Source organism: Micromonospora sp. NPDC050686 (genome assembly GCF_040654475.1).
In the GTDB taxonomy this organism is placed as follows: Bacteria; Actinomycetota; Actinomycetes; order Mycobacteriales; family Micromonosporaceae; genus Micromonospora.
In genome coordinates, this window is the sequence record NZ_JBFAID010000033.1 from 36,981 (window position 1) to 61,299 (window position 24,319).

The following is a 24,319-nucleotide window of genomic DNA, read 5'->3' on the forward strand; positions in this document are numbered from 1 at the left end:
CCGCCGCACCGCGGAAGGTTGGGGGTCACCGGTCGAGCCGGCGGGCCAGCCACGGCAGCAGCGCGTCGCCCTGCAGGCGCTGGAACGCCCGCACGGTGGGGATGCCGGGCGGGGGTGGCTGGCGGGCGCCGTCGAGGAAGAAGCCGGTGAACCCGGCCAGCGCCCCGGTCAGGTCGGCCGGGTCGACGGCCGCGGTGAGCCGCCGGGCGGCCAGCAACGCGTCCGGGTCGTGCCCCCCGTACACCTGCACGTTGACCACGGTCAGCAGGGTGTCCAGCCAGGCCGGCCCGCGACAGGCCCAGGGCCAGTCCACGACGGTGACCGTGCCGTCCGGGGTGAGCAGCAGGTTGTCGGCCCGTACGTCGAGGTGGCAGAGGGTCTCGCCGGCCAGCGCGGCGAGCCCCCGGTCGGCGGCGGCGCACAGCTCCGGCAGCCGGGCCCGGGCCCACGGGTCGAGGTCGGCCGGCGGGTCGGCGGCGATCCGCCGCCAGCCGGCGAAGTCGGGCGCGAGCGCTTGCGCCGCGGTGCCGGTCATCCCGGCCGGGGCCGGGGTGAGCGCCGCGGCCATCGCCTCCAGGGTGGACAGCACGGCGGCCAGCTCGCCGGCGTCCCACGGGGTGACCGGGTGCCGGCCCTCGACGTCGGCGAAGACCAGCGCGATCCAGTGGCCGTCGTCGTGGCTGCCGAGCAGCCGCGGCGTCGGCGCGGTCGGGGGCAGCGCGGCGGCGATCCGCGCCTCGGCCCGGTGCATCGTGGGGCTGTGGTCGTTCTGCGCCGGGCTGACCGCCTTGACGAAGGCCCGGCCGCCCCGCGCGGTGCGGACCCGGTCGGCGGTGCCGGGGGAGAAGCCGCCGCGCTGCGACTCCGCGGCCACCACCCGGTCGCCGAGGATGGCCTCGACCGCGTCCCGGACGTGGCCGGGCAGGTCGGTCCAGCCGATCCGGGTCCGCGTCGTACCGCTCATCTTCGACAGCGTCGGCGATGCCGGGCGGCCGGGCAACTGAATTGGCGACCCTCAGGGGGCCGGCCGGAGGTAGCGCAGCACGACCACCCCGCTGTCGAACGGCCGGGCGTCGGCCAGGGTGAACCGGTGTGCGGCGAAGTCCCGCGCGACGAGCCGGATGCCGCTGCCGGCCACCACCGGGTTGAGCTTGACCACGAGTTCGTCGACCTCGTCGAGGAGTTGCCCGGCGAGCTGCCCGCCGCCACAGAGCCAGATGTCGCCGCCGGGCCGGGTCTTCAACTCGCGGACGAACGCCACCGGGTCGCCGGCGACGATCTCCACCTCCGGGTAGTCGGCCGGGGCCAGCGAGCGACTGAAGACGTACTGCGTGAGGTGGGCGTACGGGCTGGGCATGCCGAGCTTCAGGCCCGGCTCGTAGCTGCCACGCCCCATCAGCACGGCGTCGAAGCGGCCGGCGGGCGGGGTGTCGATGCCGAGTTGGGCGTGGGCGAAGGTGGGGAAGGTCTGGGGCCACTCGGCGGTCAGGTGGGCGGCCAGGTCGGGCTCCAGCGGAAAGAAGTCGTACGACCCGTCGGGGGCGGCGATGAAGCCGTCGAGGGTGCTGGCGACGTAGTACACGAGCTTGCGCAAACCGGCTCCGATGCTGAGGACGAACCACGACGGCTGTCGTGGTCGAGGTTGAATGTACAACACCTGTCGTGGTTGTTGCTAGGGTGTTCGCATGGCCCGGAACCCGCACCGCCGTACCCTGCTCGCCGACGCCGGGTTGCGGGTGCTCGCCGCCGGCGGCGCGCGGGGCCTGACCCACCGGGCGGTCGACGCCGAGGCCGGCGTGCCCACCGGCACCGCCTCCAACTACTTCCCGTCCCGGGCGGCGCTGCTCGCCGGCCTGGCCGAACGGATCTTCGACCGGATGGCGCCCGACCCCGCGGTGCTCGCCGAACTCGGCCGGCGGGAGCCCTCCCTCGCGCTGGTCACCGACTACCTGCGCGACATCGTCGACCGCACCACCCGCGAGCCCGACCTCACCCGGGCCCTGTTCGAGCTGCGGCTGGAGGCGGCCCGCCACCCGGAGCTGCGAGCCGCGCTCGGCGTCGTGCTGCGCCGCGGCTACGCCGACGACGTCGCCCACCACGCCGCGGCCGGGTTGCCGGGTGGCGCGTTCGAGGTCGCGCTGCTTCACTACGCGGTGGACGGGCTGCTCCTCGACCTGCTCACCACCTCGACCGACGCCGGATTCGACGTCGACCAGGTGGTTTCCGCCCTGGTGTCCCGTCTGGTCGGCGGGGTGGCCCCACCCCCGGAGGGAGATCACCCGTGACCGTGACGCTGGTGCCGATGACGGCCGAGGACCTTCGAGGTGACCAGCCAGCAGATGGCCAAGCAGGTGCGGCCGGCCGCCGGCTGACGCAGGTATGTCCATCCCCGCACCGGGAAACCGGTCGCGCAGCATCCGCGGCGGGGAGGAGCGACGGATGGCCAACGGCCTGTGCATCGGCGTACTCGGCTCGTACGGTGGCCGCAACCTGGGCGACGAGGCGATCCTCAGCGGCCTGCTGGCGGATCTGCGCAACCAGGAACCGAACGGCCGGATCATCGTCTTCTCCCGCAACCCGGCACACACCGCCCTCACCCACCCCGACGTGGAGGCGGTGCCGTGGGAGGGCGTCAGCCGCGTCGACTCGGCACAGGTGCTGGCCCAGCTCGACCTGTTGATCCTCGGTGGCGGCGGGATCCTCTACGACAGGGAGGCCCGGCGCTACCTGCGGGTGGTGCGGGTGGCCCAGGAACGCGGCCTGCCGCTGCTCACGTACGCCGTCGGGGTGGGGCCGCTCAACGACGGCGTGGACTCCGGCATGGTCCGGGAGACCCTGGCCGGGGCGATCGAGGTGACCGTCCGCGACCAGGAGTCCCGGATGGTGCTGGAGGAGGCCGGGCTGGTCAACCCGATCACCGTCACCGCCGACCCGGCGTTCCTGCTGGACCCGGAGGAGTTCCCCCGGGAGCACCTGCGCGAGGAGGGCGTGCCGGCCGGGACCCGGCTGGTCGGGATGAGCGTGCGCGAACCCGGGCGGGCCGCCGAACGCCTCGACGTGGACGGCTACCACCGGCTGCTGGCCCAGATCGCCGACTACCTGGTGCACCGGATCGACGCGCACGTGCTCTTCGTGCCGATGGAACGCGACGACATCCGGCACTCGCACGGGGTGATGACCCACATGACGGCGGCCGACCGGGGCCGGATCCTGCACAACGACTACTCGCCCCGGCAGGTGCTCGGCCTGATGCGGCACTTCGACCTCGCGGTCGGCATGCGGCTGCACTTCCTGATCTTCGCCGCCATGGTGGGCACGCCGTTCCTGCCGCTGCCGTACGCCGGGAAGGTCTTCGACCTGGCCCAGCGACTCGGCGTGCCGGCGCTCAAGGGGGTGGAACGGGAGGTGGAGGGCCCGCTGCTGGCGGAGGTCGACCGGCTCTGGGACGAGCGGGAGGCCCGGGCCGCGGCCACCGCGCGGCGGGTGGCCGAAGTGTGCGAGCAGGCCCGCGGCACCTCCGAGGTCACCCGGGGCGTGCTGGAGAGCCTGCGGGCGCGGGCGCTGACCCGGATGCCCGCCTCCTGACCCCGACGGGCCGGCGGGGACGGTCAGACGGCCGGGCCGCGCCAGGCGTAGACCCAGGGGTGGTCGCCGTGGTCGGACTCCAGCTCGTAGATCTCCGCCGCGGCCAGCCCCTCGGGGCCGAGATGGTGGTGGGTCAGCGGCGGGCGGCCGTTGCTGTCCAGCTCGACGACGACCGTCTCGCCGTCGGCCGTGCCACCCTCCAGGGGGATCTCTACCGTGGTCGCCATGCGCCCATCCTGCCGCCCGGGGTGATCGTCGCGCAGGAATTGCGGGGCGGTGGTCCGGGACGTGGACGGCTACGGTCCACCTATGGCGGCGATACCGATCGATTCCACCCGGCACTCCGGGCACGCCGACCTCCTGCGCGAACTGACCGACGGCGAGACCGGGGCGCTCTGAGCCGGCCGGCTCAGCCGCGAGGCAGCAGCCCGGTCGGGTACTCCATCCCGTCGTGGGTGCAGGCCGCGGCGGCCACCCGGGCCGCGTACGCCGCCGCGTCCGGCAGGTCGGCGCCGCGCAGCCGGCCGGCGACCAGCCCGGCCGCGAACGCGTCACCGGCGCCGTTGGTGTCCACCACCCCGGCCGGCGGGACGGCGGCCGGCAGGTGGGTCACCGTGCCGTCGCCCCGGTACAGGTCGGCGCCGTCCGCTCCCCGGGTCACCACCACGGTGCGCGGCGCCAGGGCGGCGGCCACCGCCGGTGCCCGGTCGCCCAGCCGTACGCCGCTGACGAAGACCAGCTCCGCCGCGTCCGCGAACGGCCGGTGGTACGGGTTCTCGCCGTCCCAGTCATGCAGGTCGGTGGAGAGGGTCACCCCGTCGGGCAGGGCCTTGCGCAGCACGGGCAGCGCGTCCCGGGCCCAGTCCATGATCGACACGTGCAGGTGGCCGGCGTCGCCGACCAGCGCGGCCAACTCGTCGTCGGTGAACGGCGGCGGCCCCGACCAGGGGCTCGGGTCGTACAGCGACATCCGCCGCCCGGCCGGGTCGACCAGGTTCACCGACTGCCGGGTACGGCCCGGGCCCTCCGCCAGCACCGCCGACACCGAGGTACGCCCCAGCGCCGCCCGGACGACGGCACCGGCCGGGTCGGCGCCCAGCACGTCGACCAGCCCCACCCGCAGCCCGAGGGCGTGCCCGGCCAGCGCCACCCCGGCGCCGGTGTTGCCGATCCGGGCCTCGATCGCCGGGACGGTCAGCGAGTCGGCGGCCGGCAGCGGGATCGCCGGCACCCGTACCCGCAGATCCACCCCGAGCCCGCCGATCACGAGCAGGTCCACCATGGCGGAGACGGTAGCCGACCCGGCCCGCCGTGCTCCCACGGCCACCGGCGGGGCAGGGCCTAAGCTGGCCCTCGGTCGTCGGCGAGGGGGAGTGCGTGCTGGTCGTTCACGGGGCGTGGCTGGTCGGTGCCGGTCTCGCCGTCTGGGCCGAGGACAGCGCGCTGCCGGCCCGCGCCCCACGCCGCCCCGGCCGGGCGCCGCGCGAGCGGCCGCACCCGTTCGCCGCCGACCACGACGCCCTCGCCGCCGCGCTGGGCGACCCGCCGGCCGAGGCCGGTTCCGTGCTGCTGCGCCTGCCGACCCGGGCCGGCTCGCCGCTCGACTCGCCGGAGCTGGTCCGGGCCGCCGTCGCCGAACCGGTCCGCGGCCCGGTCACCCTCGCCGGTTGGCGGGCACCCGCCCTCACGTACGCCCCGGACACGGCGCTGGCCCTGCTGGCCGCGCTCGACGACCACCCTGCCGTGCCCGGCGCCACGCTGCGCCACCTGGCCCGGATCGCCGAGTTCGCCGGGGACCTGGTGGCCCGGGGCCGCCTGCTGCCGGGCCTCGCCCCGGCCCACCCGGGCGGTGCTCACCGGCCGGGTGGGTCCGCCGGCAGCCACCGGCCCGGCGGTGCCGCCGATGATCACTCGGACGGCCTGGCCCGGGCAGTGTGGCGGCCCCTGCTGACCGGCACCGATGCCGGGTGGGCCCGCTCGCTCGCCCTGGCCCTGCCGCCGGCCGCTCGCGCCGCTGGCGCCGCTGGCGGCCCGGCCCCAGCCGCGAGCCCGCCGAGCGCCGGTGCCGCCGGGTCCGGGGCCGGGGAGCCGGGGCCCGGGGCGGTGGTCGCCGATGCGCTGGACGCGTTGACCGACGCCGCCGCGCGGGCCGGGCTCGCCGACGTCGACCTGGCCCGGGGCGGGCGGCGGGACGGGGTGGTGGCGGCCTGGCTGCGGGCGCTGACCGGGCCGGACCGGACCGTCGCCGCCGACCCGGAGGCGCTCGGCACGCTCCGGCGCGAGCTGGACGCCTGGCAGCGGGACGCGGCCGGTGGCTCGGTCCGGGCCAGCTTCCGGCTGGTCGAGCCGGACCCCGACGAGGTCATCGAGGCGCTGGTGGTGGTGCCGGCCGACCCGGCGGCCGTGGTCCACCCGGTCGGTCCTTGGCGGCTGGAGTTCGGGCTCCAGGCCGCCGACGAGCCGGGCCTGCACGTCGCCGCCGGCCAGGTGTGGCGGGAGCCGGCGAGCGTCGCCGCGCTGGCCGGGCCGGGCGCCGACCCGCAGGAGACCCTGCTGGCCGAGCTGGGCCGGGCCAGCCGGCTCTGGCCGGAGCTGGAGCGGGCGCTGCGTACCGTCACCCCGGAGGAGGTGGAGCTGGACGTCGAGGGCGCGCACCGGTTCCTGCGGGACGGCGCGCCGGCGTTGCACGCCGCCGGGTTCGGCGTGCTGCTGCCCTCCTGGTGGCGGCGCCCGTCGTCCCGGCTCGGCGCGCGGCTGCGGGCCAGCGGCCGTACCGCGCCGGGCACGGTCGCCGGCACCGCCGGGGGCCTGGGCCTGGACGCCCTGGTCGACTACCGGTGGGAGGTGGCGCTCGGCGACCAGCCGCTCTCTGCGGCCGAGCTGGAGTCGCTGGCCGCCGCGAAGGCGCCGCTGATCCGGGTACGCGGTCGCTGGGTCGAGCTGGACCCGAAGCGGCTCGCCGCCGGGCTGCGGCTGATCCGCTCCGGTGGCGAGCTGACCGTCGCGGACCTGCTGCGGCTCGGACTGGCCGAGGCGGACCGTTCCGACGAGCTGCCGGTGCTGGAGGTGACCGCCGACGGGGCCCTCGGTGAGCTGCTGGCCGGGCAGGTGGAGCGGCGGCTCATCCCGGCCGACCCGCCGGCCGGCTTCCGGGGCACGCTGCGGCCGTACCAGCGGCGGGGGCTGGCCTGGCTGGCGTTCCTCCAGTCGCTCGGGCTGGGCGGCATCCTCGCCGACGACATGGGGCTGGGCAAGACGGTGCAGCTGCTCGCCCTGCTCGCCGGGGACCCGCCGGAGGCCGGGCCGACCCTGCTGGTCTGTCCGATGTCGCTGGTCGGCAACTGGCAGCGGGAGGCGGCGAAGTTCACGCCGGAGTTGCGCGTACACGTGCACCACGGCGCCGAGCGGGCCCGGGGCGAGAGCTTCACCGCGGCGGTGCACGCCGCGGACCTGGTGGTGACCACCTATTCGGTGGCCGCCCGGGACGCGCTGGACCTGGCCGGCGTCGACTGGTACCGGGTGGTGGTGGACGAGGCCCAGGCCATCAAGAACGCCGCCACCCGGCAGGCCGAGGCGGTCCGCGCGCTGCCCGCGCGGCACCGGGTCGCGGTCAGCGGTACGCCGGTGGAGAACCGCCTCGCCGACCTCTGGTCGATCATGCAGTTCGCCAACCCGGGGCTGCTCGGCCCGGCCGCCACCTTTCGCAAGCGGTTCGCCGAGCCGATCGAACGGCACGGCGACGCCGAGGCGGCCGAGCGGCTGCGCCGGATCACCGGCCCGTTCGTGCTGCGCCGGCTCAAGACCGACCCGTCGATCATCTCCGACCTGCCGGAGAAGCTGGAAATGGAGGTGCTCTGCAACCTCACCGCCGAGCAGGCGGCGCTCTACCGGGCGGTGGTCGACGAGATGCTGGCGAAGATCGAGTCCGCCGAGGGCATCGAGCGGCGCGGGCTGGTGCTGGCCGCCATGACCCGGCTCAAGCAGGTCTGCAACCACCCGGCCCAACTGCTGCACGACGGCTCGCCGCTGGGCGGGCGCTCCGGCAAGCTGGAGCGGCTGGAGGAGATCGTCGACGAGGTCCTCGCCGCGGGGGAGAAGGCTCTGCTCTTCACCCAGTACGCCGAGTTCGGCGGGATGCTGCGCGGGCACCTCTCCGCCCGGGTGGGCCGGGAGGTGCTGTTCCTGCACGGTGGGGTGGGCAAGGCCGACCGGGACGCGATGGTGACCCGGTTCCAGTCCCCGCAGGGGCCGCCGCTGTTCGTCCTCTCGCTCAAGGCGGGCGGCACCGGGCTCACCCTGACCGCCGCCAATCACGTGGTGCACGTCGACCGGTGGTGGAACCCGGCCGTCGAGGACCAGGCCACCGACCGGGCGTTCCGGATCGGCCAGCGCCGCCGGGTGCAGGTACGCAAGTTCGTCTGCGCCGGCACCGTGGAGGAGAAGGTGGCGGCCGTCATCGCCGACAAGCGGCAGCTGGCCCGCAGTGTGGTGGGCAGCGGCGAGCAGTGGGTCACCGAACTGTCCACCGGCCAGCTGCGTGACCTGTTCGCGCTGGAAGCGGGGGCGGTGATCGAGTGACTCCACAGGAGAACGGCGACGGCCGGTTCGCCGACTTCGGCCCGCCGCTGCCCGTCGACGGCGGGTTGCGGGCGCGCAGCACCCGCGGGGCGATCGGCGTCTCCTGGTGGTCCCGGCGCTTCCTGGAGGTGCTGGAGTCGTTCGCGCTGGGCACCCGGCTGACCCGGGGCCGGTCCTACGCGCGCCGCGGCCAGGTGCGCAGCCTGGAGATCACGTCCGGCCGGGTGACCGCGACCGTGCAGGGGTCCCGGCCGCAGCCGTACCGGGTGACCATCGGGCTGGCGCCGTTCCCGCCCCGGGTCTGGGCCCGGCTGGAGCGGGACCTGGCCGCCCTGGCGTTCTTCAGCGCGCGGTTGCTGGCCGGGGACCTGCCGGCCGAGCTGGAGGAGGTGTTCGCGGCGGCCGGCGCGCCGCTCTTCCCAGCCGAGGTGGACGAGCTGACCCAGCGGTGCAGCTGCCCGGACTTCGCGGTGCCCTGCAAGCACCTCGCGGCCACGTTCTATCTGCTCGCCGAGGCGTTCGACGCGGACCCGTTCGAGCTGCTGCGGTGGCGCGGCCGGGGCCGGGCCGAGCTGCTCGACCGGCTCCGCGCGCTGCGCGGTGCCGCCGACCGCGAGCCGGAGCCGGGCGGCGGCGGGGAGTCCACGGTGGAGCGTGCCCGGCCGGCCGTCGGCGCGGCGCGGGCGCTGGACGGGCTGCCGGTCGCCCCGCTCGACGAGGCCGTCGACGTGTTCTGGGGCCTGCCGGTGCCGTTGCCGGACCGGCCGCCGAGCCTGGTCACCGAGCCGGACCTGTTGCTGCGCCAGCTCGGCGCGCCGGCGCCGGCCATCGGTGGGCCCGGTCTGGTGGAGCGGCTGCGCCGGGCGTACCGCGCCCTCGGCTCGTCGTAGCCGGCCGGCGGTGACCCGGGCGGCCCGGCGGTGGTCACTGTGGGTGACCTGGCGGGAGCGATGGTGCCACCCTGCGGGTGATACCTCTCAGGTATCAATATGACTCAGAGGTATCACGCTCGATCGCACTTCGTCCCCCACCCTGTGTTCGACCAGCCGGCGCGGCCAGCGGCAGCCGGCTGCGGCGCTCACAGCCACCTGCGGCGGAAGCGCCACATGAGACCGGCGTTGGCCACCAGCACCACGGCGCAGACCGCGCCGGCCAGCCGGCCGGCGAGCACGGTCATCGCCGGCAGCGAGGCCCAGAGCACGATGGTCAACAGCATCAGGTACCGGCCGCGGCGGGCCTTGGCCCGCTGGTCGAGGCGGGCGAAGAACTGCGGGTCGCTCTCCCGCAGCTGACGGGTGATCTGTTCGAACCTGCGCTGATCCTCTTTGCTGAGCATGGCGGTGCCTTCCCCTCACGGCTTCAGCGGTCCGGCGGCATACCCGCTGGGGCGGCGGCTCACGCTCGCCCACCGCTGCTACTTTCGCTGCGCGGGGTGGCCACGCTCGCGGGGCCGGGTGCAACTCCGGCTTATCCGCGGCTTAAGTTTGGCTGAGGGGTGGAACGCGACAAACAGCGCCGGTCGGGCGCGGAACGTTACATCCGGGCCGATCGGGGTGACGTCCGCCCAGTTCCGGGCACCCCGGCCGGCCACCTGCCCCCGGCCCGATCCGGGGACGGCCGTTGAGCGGTGTCTTAAGTGCCCTGTCCCGCCCCCGGCGTACGCCTTGAAGGCCACAATCCCCGTCACTACCGTCCCGGGCAACTTCGCCTTCACGAAAACGGGATTGGTACATGGCCGACCAGAACGTGCCACCGCATCGTCCGTGGGACGCCCCGCCCACCCCCACGGTAACGACCGCCCCGCAGTGGGTCGGCCCCGAGGGCCTGGCCGGACAGAACCTCGCCGGCCCGCCCGGCACCGGACTGCCCAACCTGGACGACGACGAGCCGGGCGGCCGGCGTGGTGGCCGCCGCCGCGCCCTCGCGGTGCTCGGCGGCGCGGCCGTCATCGCCGGCGGCACCGCGCTGGCCATGTCGCCACAGGTGCGCGGGCTGTTCACCGACGACGAGCCCGACCGGGTGGCCGGCGACGCCACCCCCACCACCACGACGGACGGCACCGCGGCCCGCCCCAGCGGCCAGGAGCCGCGCACGGTGCGTACCTACACCGAGCAGAACGAGAGCTACATGGGCTCCCGGGCCGGCGCGGTGCTGAAGAAGAACGCGCCGACCAGTGGGCGGACGTTCTCCGGGCCGGCCGCCGCGGCGGCGGCGACCAAGGTGACCGTACGCACGGTGCTCGCCAAGGACCCGGTGCGGCACCTGGCCAGCCGGGCCACGTTCGGCCCGACGCCGAAGGTGCTGGCCGACATCCGGCGGCTGGGCATCGACGGCTGGATCCGCTGGCAGCTGGAGCCGGAGAAGATCGCGCCGACGAAGGCGGAGCTGAAGCTCACCGAGCTGAGCACCCTCACGCTGACCGCCAAGCAGCTGGCGGAGCAGCGCGAACAGCTCAACCAGCGGGGCGCCCAGCCGGACCGGGAGATGGTCGACGCGACGATCGCCCGGCAGATCTGGTCCGACCGGCAGCTGTTCGAGGTGATGGTCGACTTCTGGAACGACTTCCTGCACGTCGCCGCCGACTTCGACGGCGGGGAACTCCACCGCAACTCCTTCGACCGGGACGTCGTCCGCCGGCACGCCATGGGCAGCTACCCGGAGATGCTGGTCGCCGCGAACCGGCACCCGGCGCTGCTGCTCTACCTGAACCAGAACGACTCCCGCGCCGACGCGGTCAACGAGAACCTGGCCCGGGAGAACCTCGAGCTCTACTCGGTCGGCGTGGACGGCGGCTACACCGAGAAGGACGTCCGCCAGGCAGCGCTGCTGCAGACCGGCCGCGGGGTCAACGACGGGGAGTACGTCTTCCGCCCCGACCGGCACTACCTCGGCAAGGTGAAGATCCTCGGGTTCAGCCACCCGAACGCCTCGGACGACCCGGTGCGGGCCGACAAGGTGATCGACCAGTACGTCACCTACCTCGCGCTGCACCCGTCCACCGCCCGGTACGTCGCGCAGAGCCTGGCCACCAGGTTCGTCTCGGACACCCCGCCGAAGTCCCTGGTGGACCGGCTGGCCAAGGTCTACACGGCGAACCGGGGCATGATCCGGCCGGTGCTGATGTCGCTGTTCAGCACCTCCGAGTTCTGGGCCTCGGTGGGGCAGAAGGTGCGCCGCCCGATGGAGTACCTGGTCGCCACGTACCGGACGCTGGGCGTCAAGCCGGACGCGGCGCCGGAGCACAAGCCCGGCGACGGCCGGCGCACCCCGTACGCGGAGGGGCTGCGTCAGGTCCAGGACAAGCTGCGGGAGCTGGGCCAGTACCCGATGGGACAGCCCACCCCGGACGGCTACCCGGACGTCTACGTCGCCTGGACCTCCGCCGGCACGATGGTCAACGGCTGGAACGAGGCCGGCGACCTGGTCGGCGGGTGGCGCACCCACTTCACGTTCAGCAAGCCGGAGAAGCTGGTGGCCGACCCGCCGGCGACGGCCGGGGCGTACCTGGACGCGCTGGCGAAGCGGCTGGTGCACCAGCAGCTGACCGCCCGGGAACGGGCGCTGATCCTGGACGTGGCCGGGGTCGAGGCGAGCACCAAGGTTGACGAGACGTTCCAGGGAGCGATCAGCGCCGTCGCGCGGGCGCTCCTCGCGTCCCCCCAGCACCACCTCCGGTGAGGCACCCGATGGAGAAGACTGTGCACCCGTACCCCCTGCACCCCGAATGCCCCGACCTGCGCCGGCTGGCCGACAACCCGGCCGAGGCGGTGCTGCGCGCCGAGGCCGACCTGGTCGCGGCGGAGAACGCCGCCGAGCGGGACCGCTACCGCCGGCTGGAGGAAGTGGAGGAGGCACAGCAGGACGGCCGGGGGGTCACCCGCCGTACCTTCGTGGCCGGCGCCGCGGCGACCGCCACCGCGCTGGCCACCGCCCAGTTCGTGACCACCTCGGCGTCGTTCGCGGCGACGAAGACCGGCACGCTGATCCACGTCTTCCTCTACGGCGGGCTGGACGGGCTCAGCCTGGTCGCCCCGGCCGACGACCCGGTGCTCGGCAAGGCCCGGCCGGACCTGCTGCTCGGCAACGACTCCCTGGCGCTCGGCCGCGGCTTCAAGCTGACCAGCGCGTTCCGGCCGCTGGAGAAGTGGCTCGGCGCCGGGCAGCTCGGCTTCGTCCCGGCGGTCTCCGACGAGCGGCTGTCCCGCAGCCACTTCCAGGCCGCGGACGCCTGCAACCTGGGTGGGCTGCCCAGCGAGACCGGCGGCCGGGGCTGGTTGGACAGCCTGGTCGACACGCTGGGCAAGGGCACGGCGTTCCGCAGCGTCGGCATCGGCAGCACGCTGCCCCGCTCGCTGGTCGGCACGAACGGGGCGCTGTCGCTGAACAGCGTCGGCTCGCTGCGGCTCAACGGCGACGAGAAGTACCGGGCGGCCACCGAGAAGGCGATCCGGGGCCTGTTCACCGGGATCAACCACCCGGTGGAGGAGGCGGTACGCGACGGGGTGGGCGCGCTGGCCACCGCGCAGCGGCTGGCGGCCAAGCCGTACCAGCCGGCGCAGGGGGTGAGCTACCAGGGCGTCGGGTACGCGTTCCAGCAGCTCGCCCAGCTCATCAAGGGCGGGGCCAACGTCCGGGTGGCCACCGTCGGGATGGGCGGCTACGACACCCACGAGAACCAGGGCACCCAGGACGGCGGCCAGCTGTGGCGCAGCCTCAACGAGCTGGCCGGCGCGATGGCGGCGTTCTTCACCGACCTGGGTGACCGGGCCGCCGACGTGACGGTCATGGTGTCCAGCGAGTTCGGCCGCCGGGTCGCCTCCAACAGCGGCGGCACCGACCACGGCCACGGCGGGGTGGTCACCATCCTGTCCGGCCGCAAGCTGGCCGGCTCGCTGCTCGGCCGCTGGACCGGGTTGAACGATCTGGACAGCGGCGACGTACCTGAGTACAACAACATGTTCGACGTCTACGGTTCGGTCGCTCAGGGGCGCTTCGGGCTGACGACCGGGCAGGTGGACAAGGTCTTCCCGAGGCAGAAGTTTTCTCCGATGAAGTTGTACGCGTGACATACCAGGAACTCGACGCCGCCGGCCGTCGTACCGGGACACCCACCCCGTACGGCGGCCGTTCGGCTGCCCCGCCCCCGCCGCTGGCGCTGCCCCGTCGCGGGCCGGCCGGCCGGCGCACCCTCGGCGCGCTCTTCTGGCTCGGCCTGGCGGCCGCGGTGCTGCCCTGGTGGCTGGGCACCCCGCCGGGCTCGCTGGCCGGCACGGCCGACGCCCTCACCGCCGCCGGCCGGATCACCGGCCTGGTCGCCGGCTACCTGCTGCTGGTGCAGGTGCTGCTGATGAGCCGGCTCGGCGTGCTGGAGCGGCTGCTCGGCGGGGAGCGGATCTCCCGGTTGCACCGCGACCTGGGGGCCACCCTGCTCGTCGCGGTCGTCGCCCATCTGGCGCTGCTCGTGGTCGCCTACGCCGAGCTGGAGGGCAACTCGCTCGCCGCCGAGGTGGGCGTGCTGCTCAGCGACTACCAGGACATGGTCTCCGCGTTCGTGGCCGCCGGAATCATGGTCGCGGTCGGGGTGACCGGGGTGCGTGCCGTGCGCCGGGTGCTGCCCTACGAGCTCTGGTACCACCTGCACCTGACCAGCTACCTGGCGCTGCTGCTCGGCTACGGGCACCAGTTCAGCAACGGCGCGCAGCTCTACGAGCCCGGCCCGGTCCGCACCGGCTGGACCGCCGCCTATCTGGCGTTGGTCGCCGCGCTGCTCTGGGGGCGGCTGGTCCGGCCGCTGCACTTCAACCTCCGGCACCGGTTGGAGGTGGCGGACGTGGTCGCGGAGAGCACCGACACCATCTCGATCTACCTGACCGGGCGCCGGCTCAACCAGATCGACCTGCTCGGCGGCCAGTACTTCCGCTGGCGGTTCCTCAACGCGGGCGGCTGGTGGCAGTCGCACCCGTTCTCGGTCTCCGCCGCCGCGAACGGGCGGTGGCTGCGGCTGACCGTCAAGGTGGTCGGCTCGCACACCGCCGACCTGCGCGACCTGGAACCGGGCACCCGGGTCTGGGCCGAGGGGCCGTTCGGCACGTTCACCGCCGCCCACCGGACCCGGGAACGGGCCCTGCTGATCGCCGGTGGCAGCGGGATCGCCCCGCTGCGGGCGATGCTGGAGGAGCTGCCGGCGGGCGCCGCGCTGATCTACCGGGCCCGGCAGCCGGCCGACGTGCTGCTGCACGAGGAGCTGGACTGGATCGCCCGGGCCCGGCAGACCTCGGTCTGGTACGTCATCGGCAGCCGGGACGATCCCGGCCCGCGGCAGGTGATGAGCCCGCCGGGCCTGCGCCGGCTGGTCCCCGACCTGCTGCGCCGGGACGTCTACCTGTGCGGGCCGCCCGGCCTCGTCGAGCACGCGGTGCAGGTGCTGCGGGAGGCCGGCGTGCGCCGCCGCAACATCCACCTCGCCACGTTTGAGCTGTAGAGGGGCATCCCTGCCATGCGTCGCGCTCTGCTCGCCATCACCGGTCTGGCCGCCGGCACCACCGCGTTGGTGGTGCTCAAGGGTTCCCCCGGCGCCACCCCGGTCGCAGCCGGGGAACTGCCGGCCGGGCCGGCGGCGGTGCCCGGGCAGTCCGCCCCGGCGACCCCGGGGGCGACCCGGCCACCGTCCGCACGGCCCACCGGCACCCCCACGCCGAAGCCGAGCGCCAGCCGTACGCCCCGCCCGAAGCCCAGCGCCAGCTCCGGCTCGAAGGCCGCCACCAGCGCGCCGCGGCGGACCACCGCCGCGCCCCGGACCACCACGGCCGCCCCGCCGGCGACCAACCGCAAGGTGACCGGGCCGGTGGTCGCCAACGAGTTCGGCAACGTGCAGGTGCAGATCACCCTCTCCGGCACGAAGATCGTCAACTGCCTCGCCCTGGAACTGCCGTCAGGCGGCCAGTCCGGGCAGCGCAGCGACCGGGTCGACGCGGCGTACAGCGGCACCTCGGGGCAGGTGGTGCAGCGGCAGAGCGCGAGCCTGGACACCGTCTCCGGGGCCACCTACACCAGCCGGTCGTACCAGCAGTCGTTGCAGGCCGCGATCGACCAGGCCCGCTGATGACCGCCGCGACCCGGCCCGGCCTGCGCCGGGTCGAGCAGGTCATGGGTACGGCGATCAGCCTGGACCTGGCCGACGACCTGCCCGCCGCCCTCCTGCGGGAGCTGGCCGACGAGGTGTTCGGCTGGCTGCGCGAGGTGGACGCCCGGTTCAGCACGTACCGGGCGGACAGCGAGGTGTGCCGCTTCGACCGGGGCGAGCTGTCGTTCGCGGAGACCTCCACCGACCTGCGTACGGTGCTGGAGCGCTGCGCCGAGCTGTGGGGCGCCACCGACGGGTTCTTCGACGCGTACGCCACCGGGCGGCTCGACCCGTCCGGGTACGTCAAGGGCTGGTCGGCGCAGGTCGCCTCGGACCGGTTGCGCGCCGCCGGGGCGGCCAACCACTGCCTGAACGCCGGCGGCGACGTGCGGGTACGTGGGCACTCCGTCACCGGCCGGCCCTGGCGGATCGGGGTGCGGCACCCGTGGGAGGCGACCGCCACCTGCCTGGTGCTCACCGGCACCGACCTGGCGGTGGCCACCTCCGGGGTCTACGAGCGCGGGCCGCACGTGCTCGATCCGCGCCGTGGCGCGCCCGCCCGTGGGCTGCGCTCGGTCACCGTGGTCGGCGCCGACCTCGGGCTGGCCGACGCGTACGCCACCGCCGCCGTGGCGATGGGCCCCTCCGGCGTCGGCTGGCTGGACCGCCTCCCCGGCCACCTGCACGCGGTCGTCACCGACGACGCCCGCCAGTTGCACTCCACCGCGCTGCCGCTGGCCGACTGACCCGCGCCGCCGGTCAGCTCGCCCGGCGGGGCAGCGGTAGGTGATGGGGTAGGGGGTCGGGCGGCAGCGCGATCCCGGCGGTCCGCAGCGTCTCGATCAGCGCGTTCTGCACCAGGTACGAGTCGGGCACCTGCCAGCGGGCCTGCTCCGGGGCGACCGCCCAGCGCACCACCCCCTCCGGCAGCCGGGTGGGCGGCGCGGGCACCCAGGAGCCGCGGTCGTGCCGCACCACCTGGTAGCAGTGCTCAAGCTCGGGGCGGAGCGGGTCGCCGGGGCGGACCAGGAACATCCAGCGTCCGGTTGGGGTGACCAGGACCGGCCCGCGTACGCCCGCGCCGGCCGGATGGGAGCGGACCGCCTCCAGCACCTGCCGGCCGAGGTGGGCCGGCACCTCCAGCACGTCGAACGCGCGCCCGGTGGGCAGCAGCACCCCGTGCGGGAGGTTGCGCCACCAGGTCGCCACCCGGGCCGGGTCCCGGCTCGCGCCCTGCTCCCAGTCCTCCAGCGCGGGGTGACAGCCGACCGTCGGACAGCCCGCCCGGCCGCAGACGAACCGGCTGCGCGCCAGGCAGGCGCCGGGGGTCACCTCCCAGCCGTGCACGGCGTAGCGCACCGCGACCCGGCGCAGCCGGACCCGTTCCAGCGGTGTCAGCTGAACGACACGTGGACCCACATTCCTCCACATTGGTGCTATCTCCCTCCGCCCCGAAGGCCGAGAGCCGTCAGAGCACGCGTCGAGCCCCGTCACTGCCTAGACCCGCGATCGTTGAGCTGACGAACGGCTGATGCAAGTTGCACGAAAACTACGAGGACAGTCCTTACGGCTGACGTACAGGCTGTGCGACCAGCGAAAACCTGGAGACGGACGGATCGTGTACGGCCCGGGGACGGCCGGGCGGTGGAGCCGTCCGGGCGACGAGGGAGGGGTGGACGGATGGACGAGTTGCCCATTGGTCGTCGGGTGGCCTACTGGCGCAGTCGCCGCAAGATGTCCCAACAGGTCTTCGCCGATCGGCTCGGCAAGTCCAAGAGCTGGGTCGACAAGGTCGAGCGCGGGGTGCGCCGGCTGGACAAGTTCTCCGTCCTCTACGAGATCGCCGACATCCTCGCCGTCGATGTCCAACTGCTGCTCGGCAAGGACCCGGAACGCCGTATTGACGCGTTGAACTGCATCGACCAGGTCGAGGTCCAGGAGATCCGGGCCGCCCTCGAACGGTACGACTCGATGAGCGCGTACTTCGACGCGGCGCCGTACCCGCCGCCGCTGGTCGACATGCGCAAGGCGGTCAACCACGCCTGGCTCACCTACCAGTACGGCCGGTACGGCATGCTCACCCGGGCGCTGCCCAAGCTGCTGCGCGACGCTCAGGCCGCGGACGCCGGCTACGGCGGCGGTGAGCCGGCCCGCGAGGCCGCCCACCTGCTCGGGCAGGTCTACCAGATCGCCTCGTCGGTGCTGCGCAAGCTGGGCGAGTGCGAGCTGGCCTGGCTGGCCGCCGACCGCTCGATGGCGGTGGCCCAGCGCGCCGACGACCAGCTGCTCGCCGGCATCGCCACCACCCGGGTCTGCAACGCGCTGGTCGCGATGGGGCGCCCCCGGCCGGCGCTGGAGCTCAACGTCGCCATCGCCAACCGGCTCGCCCCGGGGGGCGGCAACGACGCCTCGCCGGCCCGCCTCTCCGTCTACGGCATGCTGCTGCTCCAGGGGGCGATGGCGGCCTCCCGGATTGGCGACTCGGCGACGGTGGACGACCTGATCAACGGCGCCCAGGAGGCGGCCACCCTGCTCGGCGGCGACCACAACCACTACTGGACCTCGTTCGGCCCGACCAACCTGGAGCTGCACCGGGCCGCCGCCGCCGTGGAGCTGGGCGACGGCGGCCGGGCGGTGGAGATCCACCGACAGCGCATCCCGGAGCCGGACTTCAACGCGCTGCTGCCCGAGCGCCGGGCCCACCACCTGCTCGACATCGCCCGCGGTTACGCGCAGATCGGCGACGTGGCGAACGCCGGGGAGATGCTGCTGCGCGGCGACCGGCTGGCCCCGTCGGAGGTCCGCTGCCGGCCGATCGCCCACGAAGTGATGTCGGACGTCCTGCGTCGCACACGGGGTGCGCCGCCTCCGCCGATTGCGGAGTTGGCTGAACACATGGGAGTGGGAGTGTGAAGGCGGTGCCAGCCGGATGAGCGGCACCCCGAACAACGGGCACCGGGAGGTGCTCTACGTCATCGCCTGCGGCTCGCCGCTGGCCCGGCACGTCGGCCGGCTGGTGGAGCTGGCCCAGCAGGACGACTGGGACGTCTGCGTGGTCACCACGCCGGACGGGGCGAAGTTCGTCGACCGGGCCGCGCTGGCCCGGCAGACCGGCCACCCGGTCCGGACGCACTACAAGAACCCCGGCGACCCGGACGTGCTGCCACCCGCCGACGCGATGATCGTCTGCCCGGCGACGGTCAACACGATCAACAAGTGGGCGGCGGGGATCACCGACACCCTGGCGCTCGGCCTGCTGGTCGAGGGGCAGGGCCGGGGCCTGCCGGTGGTGGCGGTCCCGTTCACCAACGCGGCCATGGCCGCCCACCCGGCCTTCCGGGCCGGCCTCGCCCGGCTGGCCGACTGGGGGACGACGGTGGTCTTCGGCGAGCACCTCGTCCCGCTGCACCCGCCCGGGACCGGCGAGCGGCACCTGCACAGCTTCCCCTGGGAGCTCGGGCTGGCCGCCCTTCGCGACCGATCCGAGTCGGTCACTCCGGCCGCCTGACCGGTGGACCGGCCGCCCGCGCCGGTAAGCTGACCCGCCGTGAGCCCAACCGCGTCCCCGCCGCCGACCGTCGCCGACGTGGTGGCCGAGCTGGAGCGGCGCTACCCGCCGGCCTGGGCGCAGGAGTGGGACCGGGTCGGCCTGGTGCTCGGCGAGCCGTCCGCCCCGGTGCGCCGGATCGCCTGCGTGGTCGACGTGGTCCCGGAGACCGTCGCCGAGGCCCTCGCCGCCGGCGCGGACCTGATCGTCGCCCACCACCCGCTGCTGCTGCGCGGCGTCTCCTCGGTGGCCGCGACGACGTACAAGGGGCGGATCGTGCACCAGCTCATCCGCAACGACGTGGCGCTGTACGTGGCGCACACCAACGCCGACACCGCCAACCCGGGCGTCTCCGACGCGCTCGCCGCCCGGTTCGGGCTGACCGGGCTGCGCCCGCTGCACCCGGCCGAGCCGGGCAGCGCCGCCGCCGGCGACGGGCGGGGCATCGGCCGGATCGGCGAGCTGCCCACCCCGCTGACCCTGGCCGAGCTGACCCGGCGGGCCGCCGCGGTGCTGCCCGCCACCGCCTGGGGCGTACGCGCCGCCGGCGACCCCGGCCGCACGGTGCGTACCCTTGCCGTCAGCGGCGGCTCGGGGGACAGCTTCCTGGCCGAGGCGACCGCCGCCGGGGTGGACGCCTTCCTCACCGCGGATCTGCGCCACCATCCGGCCGGCGAGCACCTCGCGGCGGGTGGCCCCGCCCTGCTGGACGCCGCACACTGGGCGACCGAGCGACCCTGGTTGGACGACCTGGCCGCCCACCTGCGGGCCGCCCTGGGCGTCGAGACGACCGTGTCCGACCTGGACACCGACCCGTGGACCGTACACGCCTCCGCCCCCGCGGCGGACGACAAGGAGCGCGACCGTGAAGGCTGACCCCAAGGACCAGCGCCGCCTGCTGGACCTCCAGGCCATCGACACCTCCCTGGCCCAGCTCGCCCACCGCCGTCGGTCGCTGCCAGAGAAGGCCGAGCTGGAGGGGCTGGCCCGGGAGCTCTCCGCGCTGGAGGACGAGCGGGTCCGCGCCCAGGTCGCCGTGGACGACCTGGACCGGGACATCGCCCGGCTGGAAAAGGACATCGAGCAGGTCCGCGCCCGCAAGGACAAGGACCAGGCCCGGCTGACCGCCGGCAGCGGCCCGGCCCGGGAGCTGGAGGCGCTCCAGCACGAGCTGGCCTCGCTCAACCGCCGGCAGGGCGACCTGGAGGACGCCGAGCTGGAACTGATGGAGCAGCGGGAGACCGCGCAGGGCGTGCTCGACGGGATCGAGGGGCGGCTGGCCGAGGCGCGGGAGCGGCGCGCGGCGAGCGAGCAGCGCCGCGACGACACCCTGGCCGAGATCGGCAAGGACGAGGAGTTCAAGCGGTCGGCCCGCCAGCCGGTGGTCGCCGACCTCCCGGCCGACCTGGTGAAGCTGTACGACAAGATCCGCGAGGACACCGGCCTCGGCGCCGCCCTGCTCACCGGCGGGCGGTGCGGCGGCTGCCGGCTGGAGCTCTCCGGCGCGGACCTGGGCCGGATCCGCAAGGCGGACCCGCACGAGGTGGTGCGCTGCGAGGAGTGCCGCCGGATCATGGTGCGTACCAACGAGTCGGGGCTGTAGACCGGTGGCGGTGCGCGCGGTGCTGGTGGAGGCCGACGGCGGGTCCCGGGGCAACCCCGGGCCGGCCGGCTACGGGGCGGTGGTCCGCGACCCGGCCTCCGGCGAGGTGCTGGTGGAACGCAGCGAGGCGATCGGCACCAGCACCAACAACGTCGCCGAGTACCGCGGCCTGATCGCCGGCCTGGAGGCCGCCGCCGAGCTGGGCGCGGTCGAGGTCGAGGCGCGGATGGACTCCAAGCTGGTGGTCGAGCAGATGTCCGGCCGCTGGCAGATCAAGCACCCGGGCCTGCGCCCGCTCGCCGCCCGGGCCGCCGCGCTGGCCGACCGCTTCGACTCGGTGCGGTTCACCTGGATCCCCCGGGACCGCAATCGGCACGCCGACGCCCTGGCCAACGCGGCGATGGACGCCGCCGCCGGCAAGCCCGCCAAGCAGGTCGAGGTCGGCGCCGACCCGGCCACCGCGAAGCCGTCCTGGGAGCCCCGGCCCACCGCCACCGCCACCCGGCTGGTCCTGGTCCGGCACGGCGAGACCGAGTGGACTGTGCAGGGCCGCTACGCCGGCCGCGCCGACGTGCCGCTCTCCGACCGCGGCCGGGAGCAGGCCGCCGCCACCGCCGCCCGGGTGGCCGAGCTGGCCCCGTCCGTCGCGGCCGTGGTCAGCTCCCCGCTGTCCCGGTGTACGGCGACCGCCGAGGCGATCGCCGGGGCGCTGGGCGGCCAGCCGGTACGCCGCCAGGACGACTGGGTGGAGTGCGACTTCGGCGCCTGGGACGGCCGGACCTTCGCCGAGGTACGCGAGGGCTGGCCGGGGGAGCTGGACGCCTGGCTCGCCTCGACCCGGGTCGCGCCCCCGGGCGGCGAGTCGTTCGCGGCGGTCGCCGGGCGGGTGGACCGGGCGGTGGCGGCGCTGCGCGAGGCGTACCCGGGGGAGACCGTGGTGGTCGTCTCGCACGTCTCGCCGATCAAGCTGGCGCTGCGCGACGCCCTGGCCGCCGGGGACGCCTTCCTGCACCGGCTGTATCTGGACGCGGCCGGCGTCTCGGTGCTCGACATGTGGCCGGACGGCGGCGTGGCCGTCCGCTCGGTCAACGACACCGCCCACCTCGTCACCCGTTGAGTCACCCGGCTGCCGCCGTTCGGCGCAGCCGCCGCGCCGTTCGGCGCAGCACCGCCTCCGCATCGAACGTGACCGCCGTCACGTGGTCGTAGCCTCCGGCCGTCACCTGGCGAGCTACGACAACTCCCGGAGGTGTGTCCCATGACAGCACCCGACCCGGAGGCGCCCGAGGCGCCTACCGCCGCGAGGTCGAGGGCGAAGGACCGCAGCCCCTGGAACTGGCTGCTCTTCGTCCCGATCGTGGTGCCCCTGATCCCGGCCTTCTTCAACGGCGACTCGCCGCGGCTGTTCGGCTTCCCGCGCTTCTACTGGCTCCAGCTGGCCTGGATCCTGCTCGGCGTCGCCACCACCACGGTGGTCTACCAGATGACGAAGAAGAAGCGGGGTGGTGAGCGGTGAGCGCGAGGAATGAACCGGGCCTGCGAGTCCCGCGGTCGCGAACGAAGGTGGTGCGCTGATGTGGCGGGACCATCTCACCGAGATCATCGTCTTCAGCGTGCTGTTCCTGCTGGTCAGCGCGATGGGCTTCGTGGCCGCCCGGTGGCGCGCCCCGAAGGACATGGCGCACCTGGACGAGTGGGGGCTGGGCGGGCGCAACTTCGGCGGCTGGATCACCTGGTTCCTGGTCGGCGGTGACCTCTACACCGCGTACACCTTCGTGGCGGTGCCGGCGCTGATGTTCGGGGCGGGCGCGGCCGGCTTCTTCGCCGTGCCGTACACCATCGTCATCTACCCGATGGTCTTCCTGGTGCTCTGCCGGCTCTGGTCGGTGTCGCACCGGCACGGCTTCGTCACCCCGGCCGACTTCGTCCGCCGCCGGTTCGACTCGCCGATCCTGGCGCTGCTGATCGCGATCACCGGCATCGTGGCCACCATGCCGTACATCGCGTTGCAGCTGGTCGGCATCGAGGCGGTGCTCAAGACGATGGGCGTGACCGGGGAGAGCGCGCTGGCCCGGCACCTGCCGATCATCATCGCGTTCGCCATCCTGGCCGCCTACACGTACCAGTCCGGGCTGCGGGCGCCGGCGCTGATCGCCTTCGTCAAGGACTCGCTGATCTACATCGTGATCCTGGTGGCGGTCTTCTACCTGCCGTACAAGCTGGGCGGCTGGGGCTCGATCTTCGACGCCGCCGACGCGAAGTTCCAGGCGACGGAGAACCCGGGCGACGGCATCCTGCTCAACGCCAACAACCAGCTCCAGTACGTCACCCTGGCCTTCGGCTCGGCGCTGGCGCTGTTCCTCTACCCGCACAGCATCACCGGCGTGCTGGCCAGCCGGAACCGCGATGTGATCAAGCGGAACATGTCCGCGCTGCCGGCGTACAGCCTGCTGCTCGGGCTGATCGCGCTGCTCGGCTTCATGGCCATCGCGGCCGGGGTGAAGCCGCTGCCGGGGAACCGGGAAGGCAGCGTCGACAGCAACACGGTGGTGCCGGTCCTGTTCGACCAGCAGTTCCCCGACTGGTTCGCCGGCGTCGCGTACGCGGCCATCGGCATCGGCGCGCTGGTGCCGGCGGCGATCATGTCGATCGCGGCGGCGAACCTGTTCACCCGCAACATCTACAAGGAGTACCTGAAGCGGGACGCCAGCCCGGCGCAGGAGGCGAACGTCTCGAAGATCACCTCGCTGGTGGTGAAGGTCGGCGCGGTGGCCTGCATCGTCTTCCTCGACCCGCAGTTCTCCATCGACCTCCAGCTCATCGGCGGCGTGATCATCCTCCAGACGCTGCCGGCGGTGGCGCTGGGCCTCTACACCCGCTGGTTCCACCGGGGCGCGCTGATCGCCGGCTGGGCGGCCGGCATGGGGCTGGGCATGTGGATGCTCTACCAGATCCCGAATGCCGTGAGCGGCCGCAAGCACTTCGGCGGCTCGGCGTTCCCGCTGGCCGACTTCGGCTTCGACACCAGGAAGACCATCTACGTCGGCATTGTCGCCGTCCTGGTCAACCTGGCGGTCGCGGCGCTGGTGACGCTGGCGCTGCGGGCGGGCCGGGTGCCCGACGGGGTCGACGGCACCGAGCCGGACGACTACTTCGTCGACGAGGGCGACCCGCGGGTCACCCCCGGCCCGGACCGCGACGCCGACTCCGTCCGCGAGCCCGTCGCCTGAGGCGTCCGCCCGAGGCGTTAGGAGGGGCCCTTGTTATCGCGTACGCGATAACAAGGGCCCCCTCCTAACAGCGCGCCGCCTTCACGCGCCGCATGCGGCATACCGGCGCGTCCGCTCACGCGGAAGGCCCGACTTGCCGCGATCCGGCGGCGGCGCGACCCGCCGAGCGGGGTCAGCGGCGGCGGGTGCGGGCCTCCAGGGCCTCGTTGAGCCGGCGCAGCATCTCCGCCAGGGTCTCCCGGTCCGCCGGGTCCCAGTCGGCGAGCATGTCGCCGTAGAGCCGGGCGCGGGCCGCCTGCACGGCGGCCATCCGGTGCAGACCCGCCGCGGTGGGGGAGACCACCGTGCCGCGTCCGTCGGCCGGGTCCGGGGTGCGGGCGATCAGCCCGTCGCGCTGCAGGGCGGAGACCTGCCGGGTGACCGTGGAGCCGTCCAGGTTGAGCCGGGCGGCCAGCGCGGTGACGTTCTGCGGGCCGGTGGCGTCCAGGTGCCGCAGGATCACGTACGCCGCCCGGTCCAGCACCCGGTGCTCGGCGCTGCCGGTCGCCCGCCGGGTCGCCTCGCCGAGGCGCATCAGCATGGCCACCTCGGTCTCGATCCGGCCGAGTGTGACGTCGTCCGGGGCCGTGGCGGTCTCGTGATCGTCGGTCATA

The 24,319-nt window shown here is 74.4% G+C and carries 23 protein-coding genes; 16 read left to right on the forward strand and 7 right to left on the reverse strand.

Annotated features, from left to right (window positions below; all coding sequences use genetic code 11):
* Positions 1 to 25: 25 nt before the first annotated feature.
* Positions 26 to 964 carry an aminoglycoside phosphotransferase family protein gene (locus tag AB0H57_RS20720; protein ID WP_357508739.1) on the reverse strand — a complete coding sequence of 313 codons (939 nt, stop codon included), beginning with the start codon at positions 962 to 964 and terminating at the stop codon, positions 26 to 28.
* Positions 965 to 1,015: 51 nt separating this feature from the next.
* Complete coding sequence (locus AB0H57_RS20725; protein ID WP_357508741.1) at positions 1,016 to 1,594, reverse strand: dihydrofolate reductase family protein; 579 nt, start codon at positions 1,592 to 1,594, stop codon at positions 1,016 to 1,018.
* A gap of 91 nt (positions 1,595 to 1,685) precedes the next feature.
* On the opposite strand from AB0H57_RS20725, the gene AB0H57_RS20730 reads away from it, so the two are divergent.
* Together AB0H57_RS20730 and AB0H57_RS20735 are read left to right on the forward strand one after the other, a co-directional pair.
* Complete coding sequence (locus AB0H57_RS20730; RefSeq protein WP_357508743.1) at positions 1,686 to 2,285, forward strand: TetR family transcriptional regulator; 600 nt, start codon at positions 1,686 to 1,688, stop codon at positions 2,283 to 2,285.
* 154 nt (positions 2,286 to 2,439) lie between these two features.
* A complete protein-coding gene (locus tag AB0H57_RS20735; protein WP_357508745.1) occupies positions 2,440 to 3,585 on the forward strand; it encodes a polysaccharide pyruvyl transferase family protein in 1,146 nt (381 codons plus the stop codon).
* Positions 3,586 to 3,608: 23 nt separating this feature from the next.
* Here the strand turns inward: AB0H57_RS20735 and AB0H57_RS20740 are convergent, their stop codons facing one another.
* Positions 3,609 to 3,812, reverse strand: a complete 204-nt coding sequence (locus AB0H57_RS20740) for a hypothetical protein (RefSeq protein WP_357508747.1) — start codon at positions 3,810 to 3,812, stop codon at positions 3,609 to 3,611.
* A gap of 182 nt (positions 3,813 to 3,994) precedes the next feature.
* Positions 3,995 to 4,867, reverse strand: coding sequence for a carbohydrate kinase family protein (locus AB0H57_RS20745; protein ID WP_357508749.1), 873 nt, complete (start codon positions 4,865 to 4,867; stop codon positions 3,995 to 3,997).
* Positions 4,868 to 4,962: 95 nt separating this feature from the next.
* Here AB0H57_RS20745 and AB0H57_RS20750 point away from each other — a divergent pair, with 95 nt between their 5' ends.
* Complete coding sequence (locus AB0H57_RS20750) at positions 4,963 to 8,163, forward strand: DEAD/DEAH box helicase (protein WP_357508751.1); 3,201 nt, start codon at positions 4,963 to 4,965, stop codon at positions 8,161 to 8,163.
* On the forward strand, positions 8,160 to 9,053 hold the full coding sequence (locus AB0H57_RS20755; RefSeq protein ID WP_357508753.1) for an SWIM zinc finger family protein: 894 nt from the start codon (positions 8,160 to 8,162) through the stop codon (positions 9,051 to 9,053). The genes AB0H57_RS20750 and AB0H57_RS20755 overlap by 4 nt, the downstream gene beginning before the upstream one ends.
* A 188-nt stretch (positions 9,054 to 9,241) precedes the next feature.
* Here AB0H57_RS20755 and AB0H57_RS20760 read toward each other — a convergent pair whose 3' ends face one another.
* Complete coding sequence (locus AB0H57_RS20760; RefSeq protein ID WP_357508755.1) at positions 9,242 to 9,499, reverse strand: DUF3040 domain-containing protein; 258 nt, start codon at positions 9,497 to 9,499, stop codon at positions 9,242 to 9,244.
* A 395-nt stretch (positions 9,500 to 9,894) separates the two neighbouring features.
* Here AB0H57_RS20760 and AB0H57_RS20765 point away from each other — a divergent pair, with 395 nt between their 5' ends.
* Genes AB0H57_RS20765 through AB0H57_RS20785 form a run of 5 tightly spaced genes read left to right on the forward strand, consistent with a single transcriptional unit; the run spans position 9,895 to position 16,032 of the window.
* Complete coding sequence (locus tag AB0H57_RS20765) at positions 9,895 to 11,841, forward strand: DUF1800 domain-containing protein (RefSeq protein ID WP_357508757.1); 1,947 nt, start codon at positions 9,895 to 9,897, stop codon at positions 11,839 to 11,841.
* A gap of 8 nt (positions 11,842 to 11,849) precedes the next feature.
* Positions 11,850 to 13,229, forward strand: a complete 1,380-nt coding sequence (locus AB0H57_RS20770; RefSeq protein ID WP_357508759.1) for a DUF1501 domain-containing protein — start codon at positions 11,850 to 11,852, stop codon at positions 13,227 to 13,229.
* Complete coding sequence (locus tag AB0H57_RS20775; protein WP_357508761.1) at positions 13,226 to 14,644, forward strand: ferric reductase-like transmembrane domain-containing protein; 1,419 nt, start codon at positions 13,226 to 13,228, stop codon at positions 14,642 to 14,644. The genes AB0H57_RS20770 and AB0H57_RS20775 overlap by 4 nt, the downstream gene beginning before the upstream one ends.
* A gap of 15 nt (positions 14,645 to 14,659) precedes the next feature.
* Positions 14,660 to 15,265 (forward strand): FMN-binding protein, encoded by a 606-nt coding sequence (locus tag AB0H57_RS20780; protein ID WP_357508763.1) that lies wholly within the window; start codon positions 14,660 to 14,662, stop codon positions 15,263 to 15,265.
* Positions 15,266 to 15,309: 44 nt separating this feature from the next.
* Positions 15,310 to 16,032: an FAD:protein FMN transferase gene (locus AB0H57_RS20785; RefSeq protein WP_357508811.1), complete on the forward strand. Its 723-nt coding sequence runs from the start codon at positions 15,310 to 15,312 to the stop codon at positions 16,030 to 16,032.
* A 13-nt stretch (positions 16,033 to 16,045) separates the two neighbouring features.
* Here AB0H57_RS20785 and AB0H57_RS20790 read toward each other — a convergent pair whose 3' ends face one another.
* Complete coding sequence (locus tag AB0H57_RS20790) at positions 16,046 to 16,717, reverse strand: bifunctional DNA primase/polymerase (RefSeq protein ID WP_357508765.1); 672 nt, start codon at positions 16,715 to 16,717, stop codon at positions 16,046 to 16,048.
* A 249-nt stretch (positions 16,718 to 16,966) separates the two neighbouring features.
* Here AB0H57_RS20790 and AB0H57_RS20795 point away from each other — a divergent pair, with 249 nt between their 5' ends.
* The 7 genes from AB0H57_RS20795 (at position 16,967) to mctP (ending at position 23,666) form a co-directional block, all read left to right on the forward strand.
* Positions 16,967 to 18,199 (forward strand): helix-turn-helix domain-containing protein, encoded by a 1,233-nt coding sequence (locus AB0H57_RS20795; protein WP_357508767.1) that lies wholly within the window; start codon positions 16,967 to 16,969, stop codon positions 18,197 to 18,199.
* 16 nt (positions 18,200 to 18,215) lie between these two features.
* Entirely contained in the window at positions 18,216 to 18,794 is a 579-nt protein-coding gene (locus tag AB0H57_RS20800; protein WP_357508769.1) for a flavoprotein, read from the forward strand.
* A 39-nt stretch (positions 18,795 to 18,833) separates the two neighbouring features.
* Positions 18,834 to 19,709, forward strand: a complete 876-nt coding sequence (locus tag AB0H57_RS20805; protein ID WP_357508771.1) for a Nif3-like dinuclear metal center hexameric protein — start codon at positions 18,834 to 18,836, stop codon at positions 19,707 to 19,709.
* Positions 19,699 to 20,436 carry a C4-type zinc ribbon domain-containing protein gene (locus tag AB0H57_RS20810; RefSeq protein WP_357508773.1) on the forward strand — a complete coding sequence of 246 codons (738 nt, stop codon included), beginning with the start codon at positions 19,699 to 19,701 and terminating at the stop codon, positions 20,434 to 20,436. Before AB0H57_RS20805 ends, AB0H57_RS20810 begins: the two co-directional genes overlap by 11 nt.
* A gap of 4 nt (positions 20,437 to 20,440) precedes the next feature.
* On the forward strand, positions 20,441 to 21,553 hold the full coding sequence (locus AB0H57_RS20815; protein ID WP_357508775.1) for a bifunctional RNase H/acid phosphatase: 1,113 nt from the start codon (positions 20,441 to 20,443) through the stop codon (positions 21,551 to 21,553).
* A 141-nt stretch (positions 21,554 to 21,694) separates the two neighbouring features.
* Positions 21,695 to 21,952 carry a DUF3311 domain-containing protein gene (locus AB0H57_RS20820; RefSeq protein WP_357508777.1) on the forward strand — a complete coding sequence of 86 codons (258 nt, stop codon included), beginning with the start codon at positions 21,695 to 21,697 and terminating at the stop codon, positions 21,950 to 21,952.
* Positions 21,953 to 22,010: 58 nt separating this feature from the next.
* Positions 22,011 to 23,666, forward strand: a complete 1,656-nt coding sequence (gene mctP, locus AB0H57_RS20825; RefSeq protein WP_357508779.1) for a monocarboxylate uptake permease MctP — start codon at positions 22,011 to 22,013, stop codon at positions 23,664 to 23,666.
* Positions 23,667 to 23,838: 172 nt separating this feature from the next.
* Here mctP and AB0H57_RS20830 read toward each other — a convergent pair whose 3' ends face one another.
* On the reverse strand, positions 23,839 to 24,318 hold the full coding sequence (locus AB0H57_RS20830) for a MarR family transcriptional regulator (protein WP_357508780.1): 480 nt from the start codon (positions 24,316 to 24,318) through the stop codon (positions 23,839 to 23,841).
* Position 24,319 lies beyond the last annotated feature (1 nt).

Excerpts from the sequence above, each read along its gene's own strand:
- AB0H57_RS20720 (WP_357508739.1), bottom strand. The coding sequence starts at position 964 with ATGAGCGGTACGACGCGGACCCGGATCGGCTGGACCGACCTGCCCGGC.
- AB0H57_RS20730 (WP_357508743.1), top strand. The coding sequence starts at position 1,686 with ATGGCCCGGAACCCGCACCGCCGTACCCTGCTCGCCGACGCCGGGTTG.
- AB0H57_RS20735 (WP_357508745.1), top strand. The coding sequence starts at position 2,440 with ATGGCCAACGGCCTGTGCATCGGCGTACTCGGCTCGTACGGTGGCCGC.
- AB0H57_RS20740 (WP_357508747.1), bottom strand. The coding sequence starts at position 3,812 with ATGGCGACCACGGTAGAGATCCCCCTGGAGGGTGGCACGGCCGACGGC.
- AB0H57_RS20745 (WP_357508749.1), bottom strand. The coding sequence starts at position 4,867 with ATGGTGGACCTGCTCGTGATCGGCGGGCTCGGGGTGGATCTGCGGGTA.
- AB0H57_RS20760 (WP_357508755.1), bottom strand. The coding sequence starts at position 9,499 with ATGCTCAGCAAAGAGGATCAGCGCAGGTTCGAACAGATCACCCGTCAG.
- AB0H57_RS20765 (WP_357508757.1), top strand. The coding sequence starts at position 9,895 with ATGGCCGACCAGAACGTGCCACCGCATCGTCCGTGGGACGCCCCGCCC.
- AB0H57_RS20770 (WP_357508759.1), top strand. The coding sequence starts at position 11,850 with ATGGAGAAGACTGTGCACCCGTACCCCCTGCACCCCGAATGCCCCGAC.
- AB0H57_RS20780 (WP_357508763.1), top strand. The coding sequence starts at position 14,660 with ATGCGTCGCGCTCTGCTCGCCATCACCGGTCTGGCCGCCGGCACCACC.
- AB0H57_RS20785 (WP_357508811.1), top strand. The coding sequence starts at position 15,310 with ATGGGTACGGCGATCAGCCTGGACCTGGCCGACGACCTGCCCGCCGCC.
- AB0H57_RS20790 (WP_357508765.1), bottom strand. The coding sequence starts at position 16,717 with ATGTGGAGGAATGTGGGTCCACGTGTCGTTCAGCTGACACCGCTGGAA.
- AB0H57_RS20795 (WP_357508767.1), top strand. The coding sequence starts at position 16,967 with ATGGACGAGTTGCCCATTGGTCGTCGGGTGGCCTACTGGCGCAGTCGC.
- AB0H57_RS20800 (WP_357508769.1), top strand. The coding sequence starts at position 18,216 with ATGAGCGGCACCCCGAACAACGGGCACCGGGAGGTGCTCTACGTCATC.
- AB0H57_RS20820 (WP_357508777.1), top strand. The coding sequence starts at position 21,695 with ATGACAGCACCCGACCCGGAGGCGCCCGAGGCGCCTACCGCCGCGAGG.
- mctP (WP_357508779.1), top strand. The coding sequence starts at position 22,011 with ATGTGGCGGGACCATCTCACCGAGATCATCGTCTTCAGCGTGCTGTTC.
- AB0H57_RS20830 (WP_357508780.1), bottom strand. The coding sequence starts at position 24,318 with ATGACCGACGATCACGAGACCGCCACGGCCCCGGACGACGTCACACTC.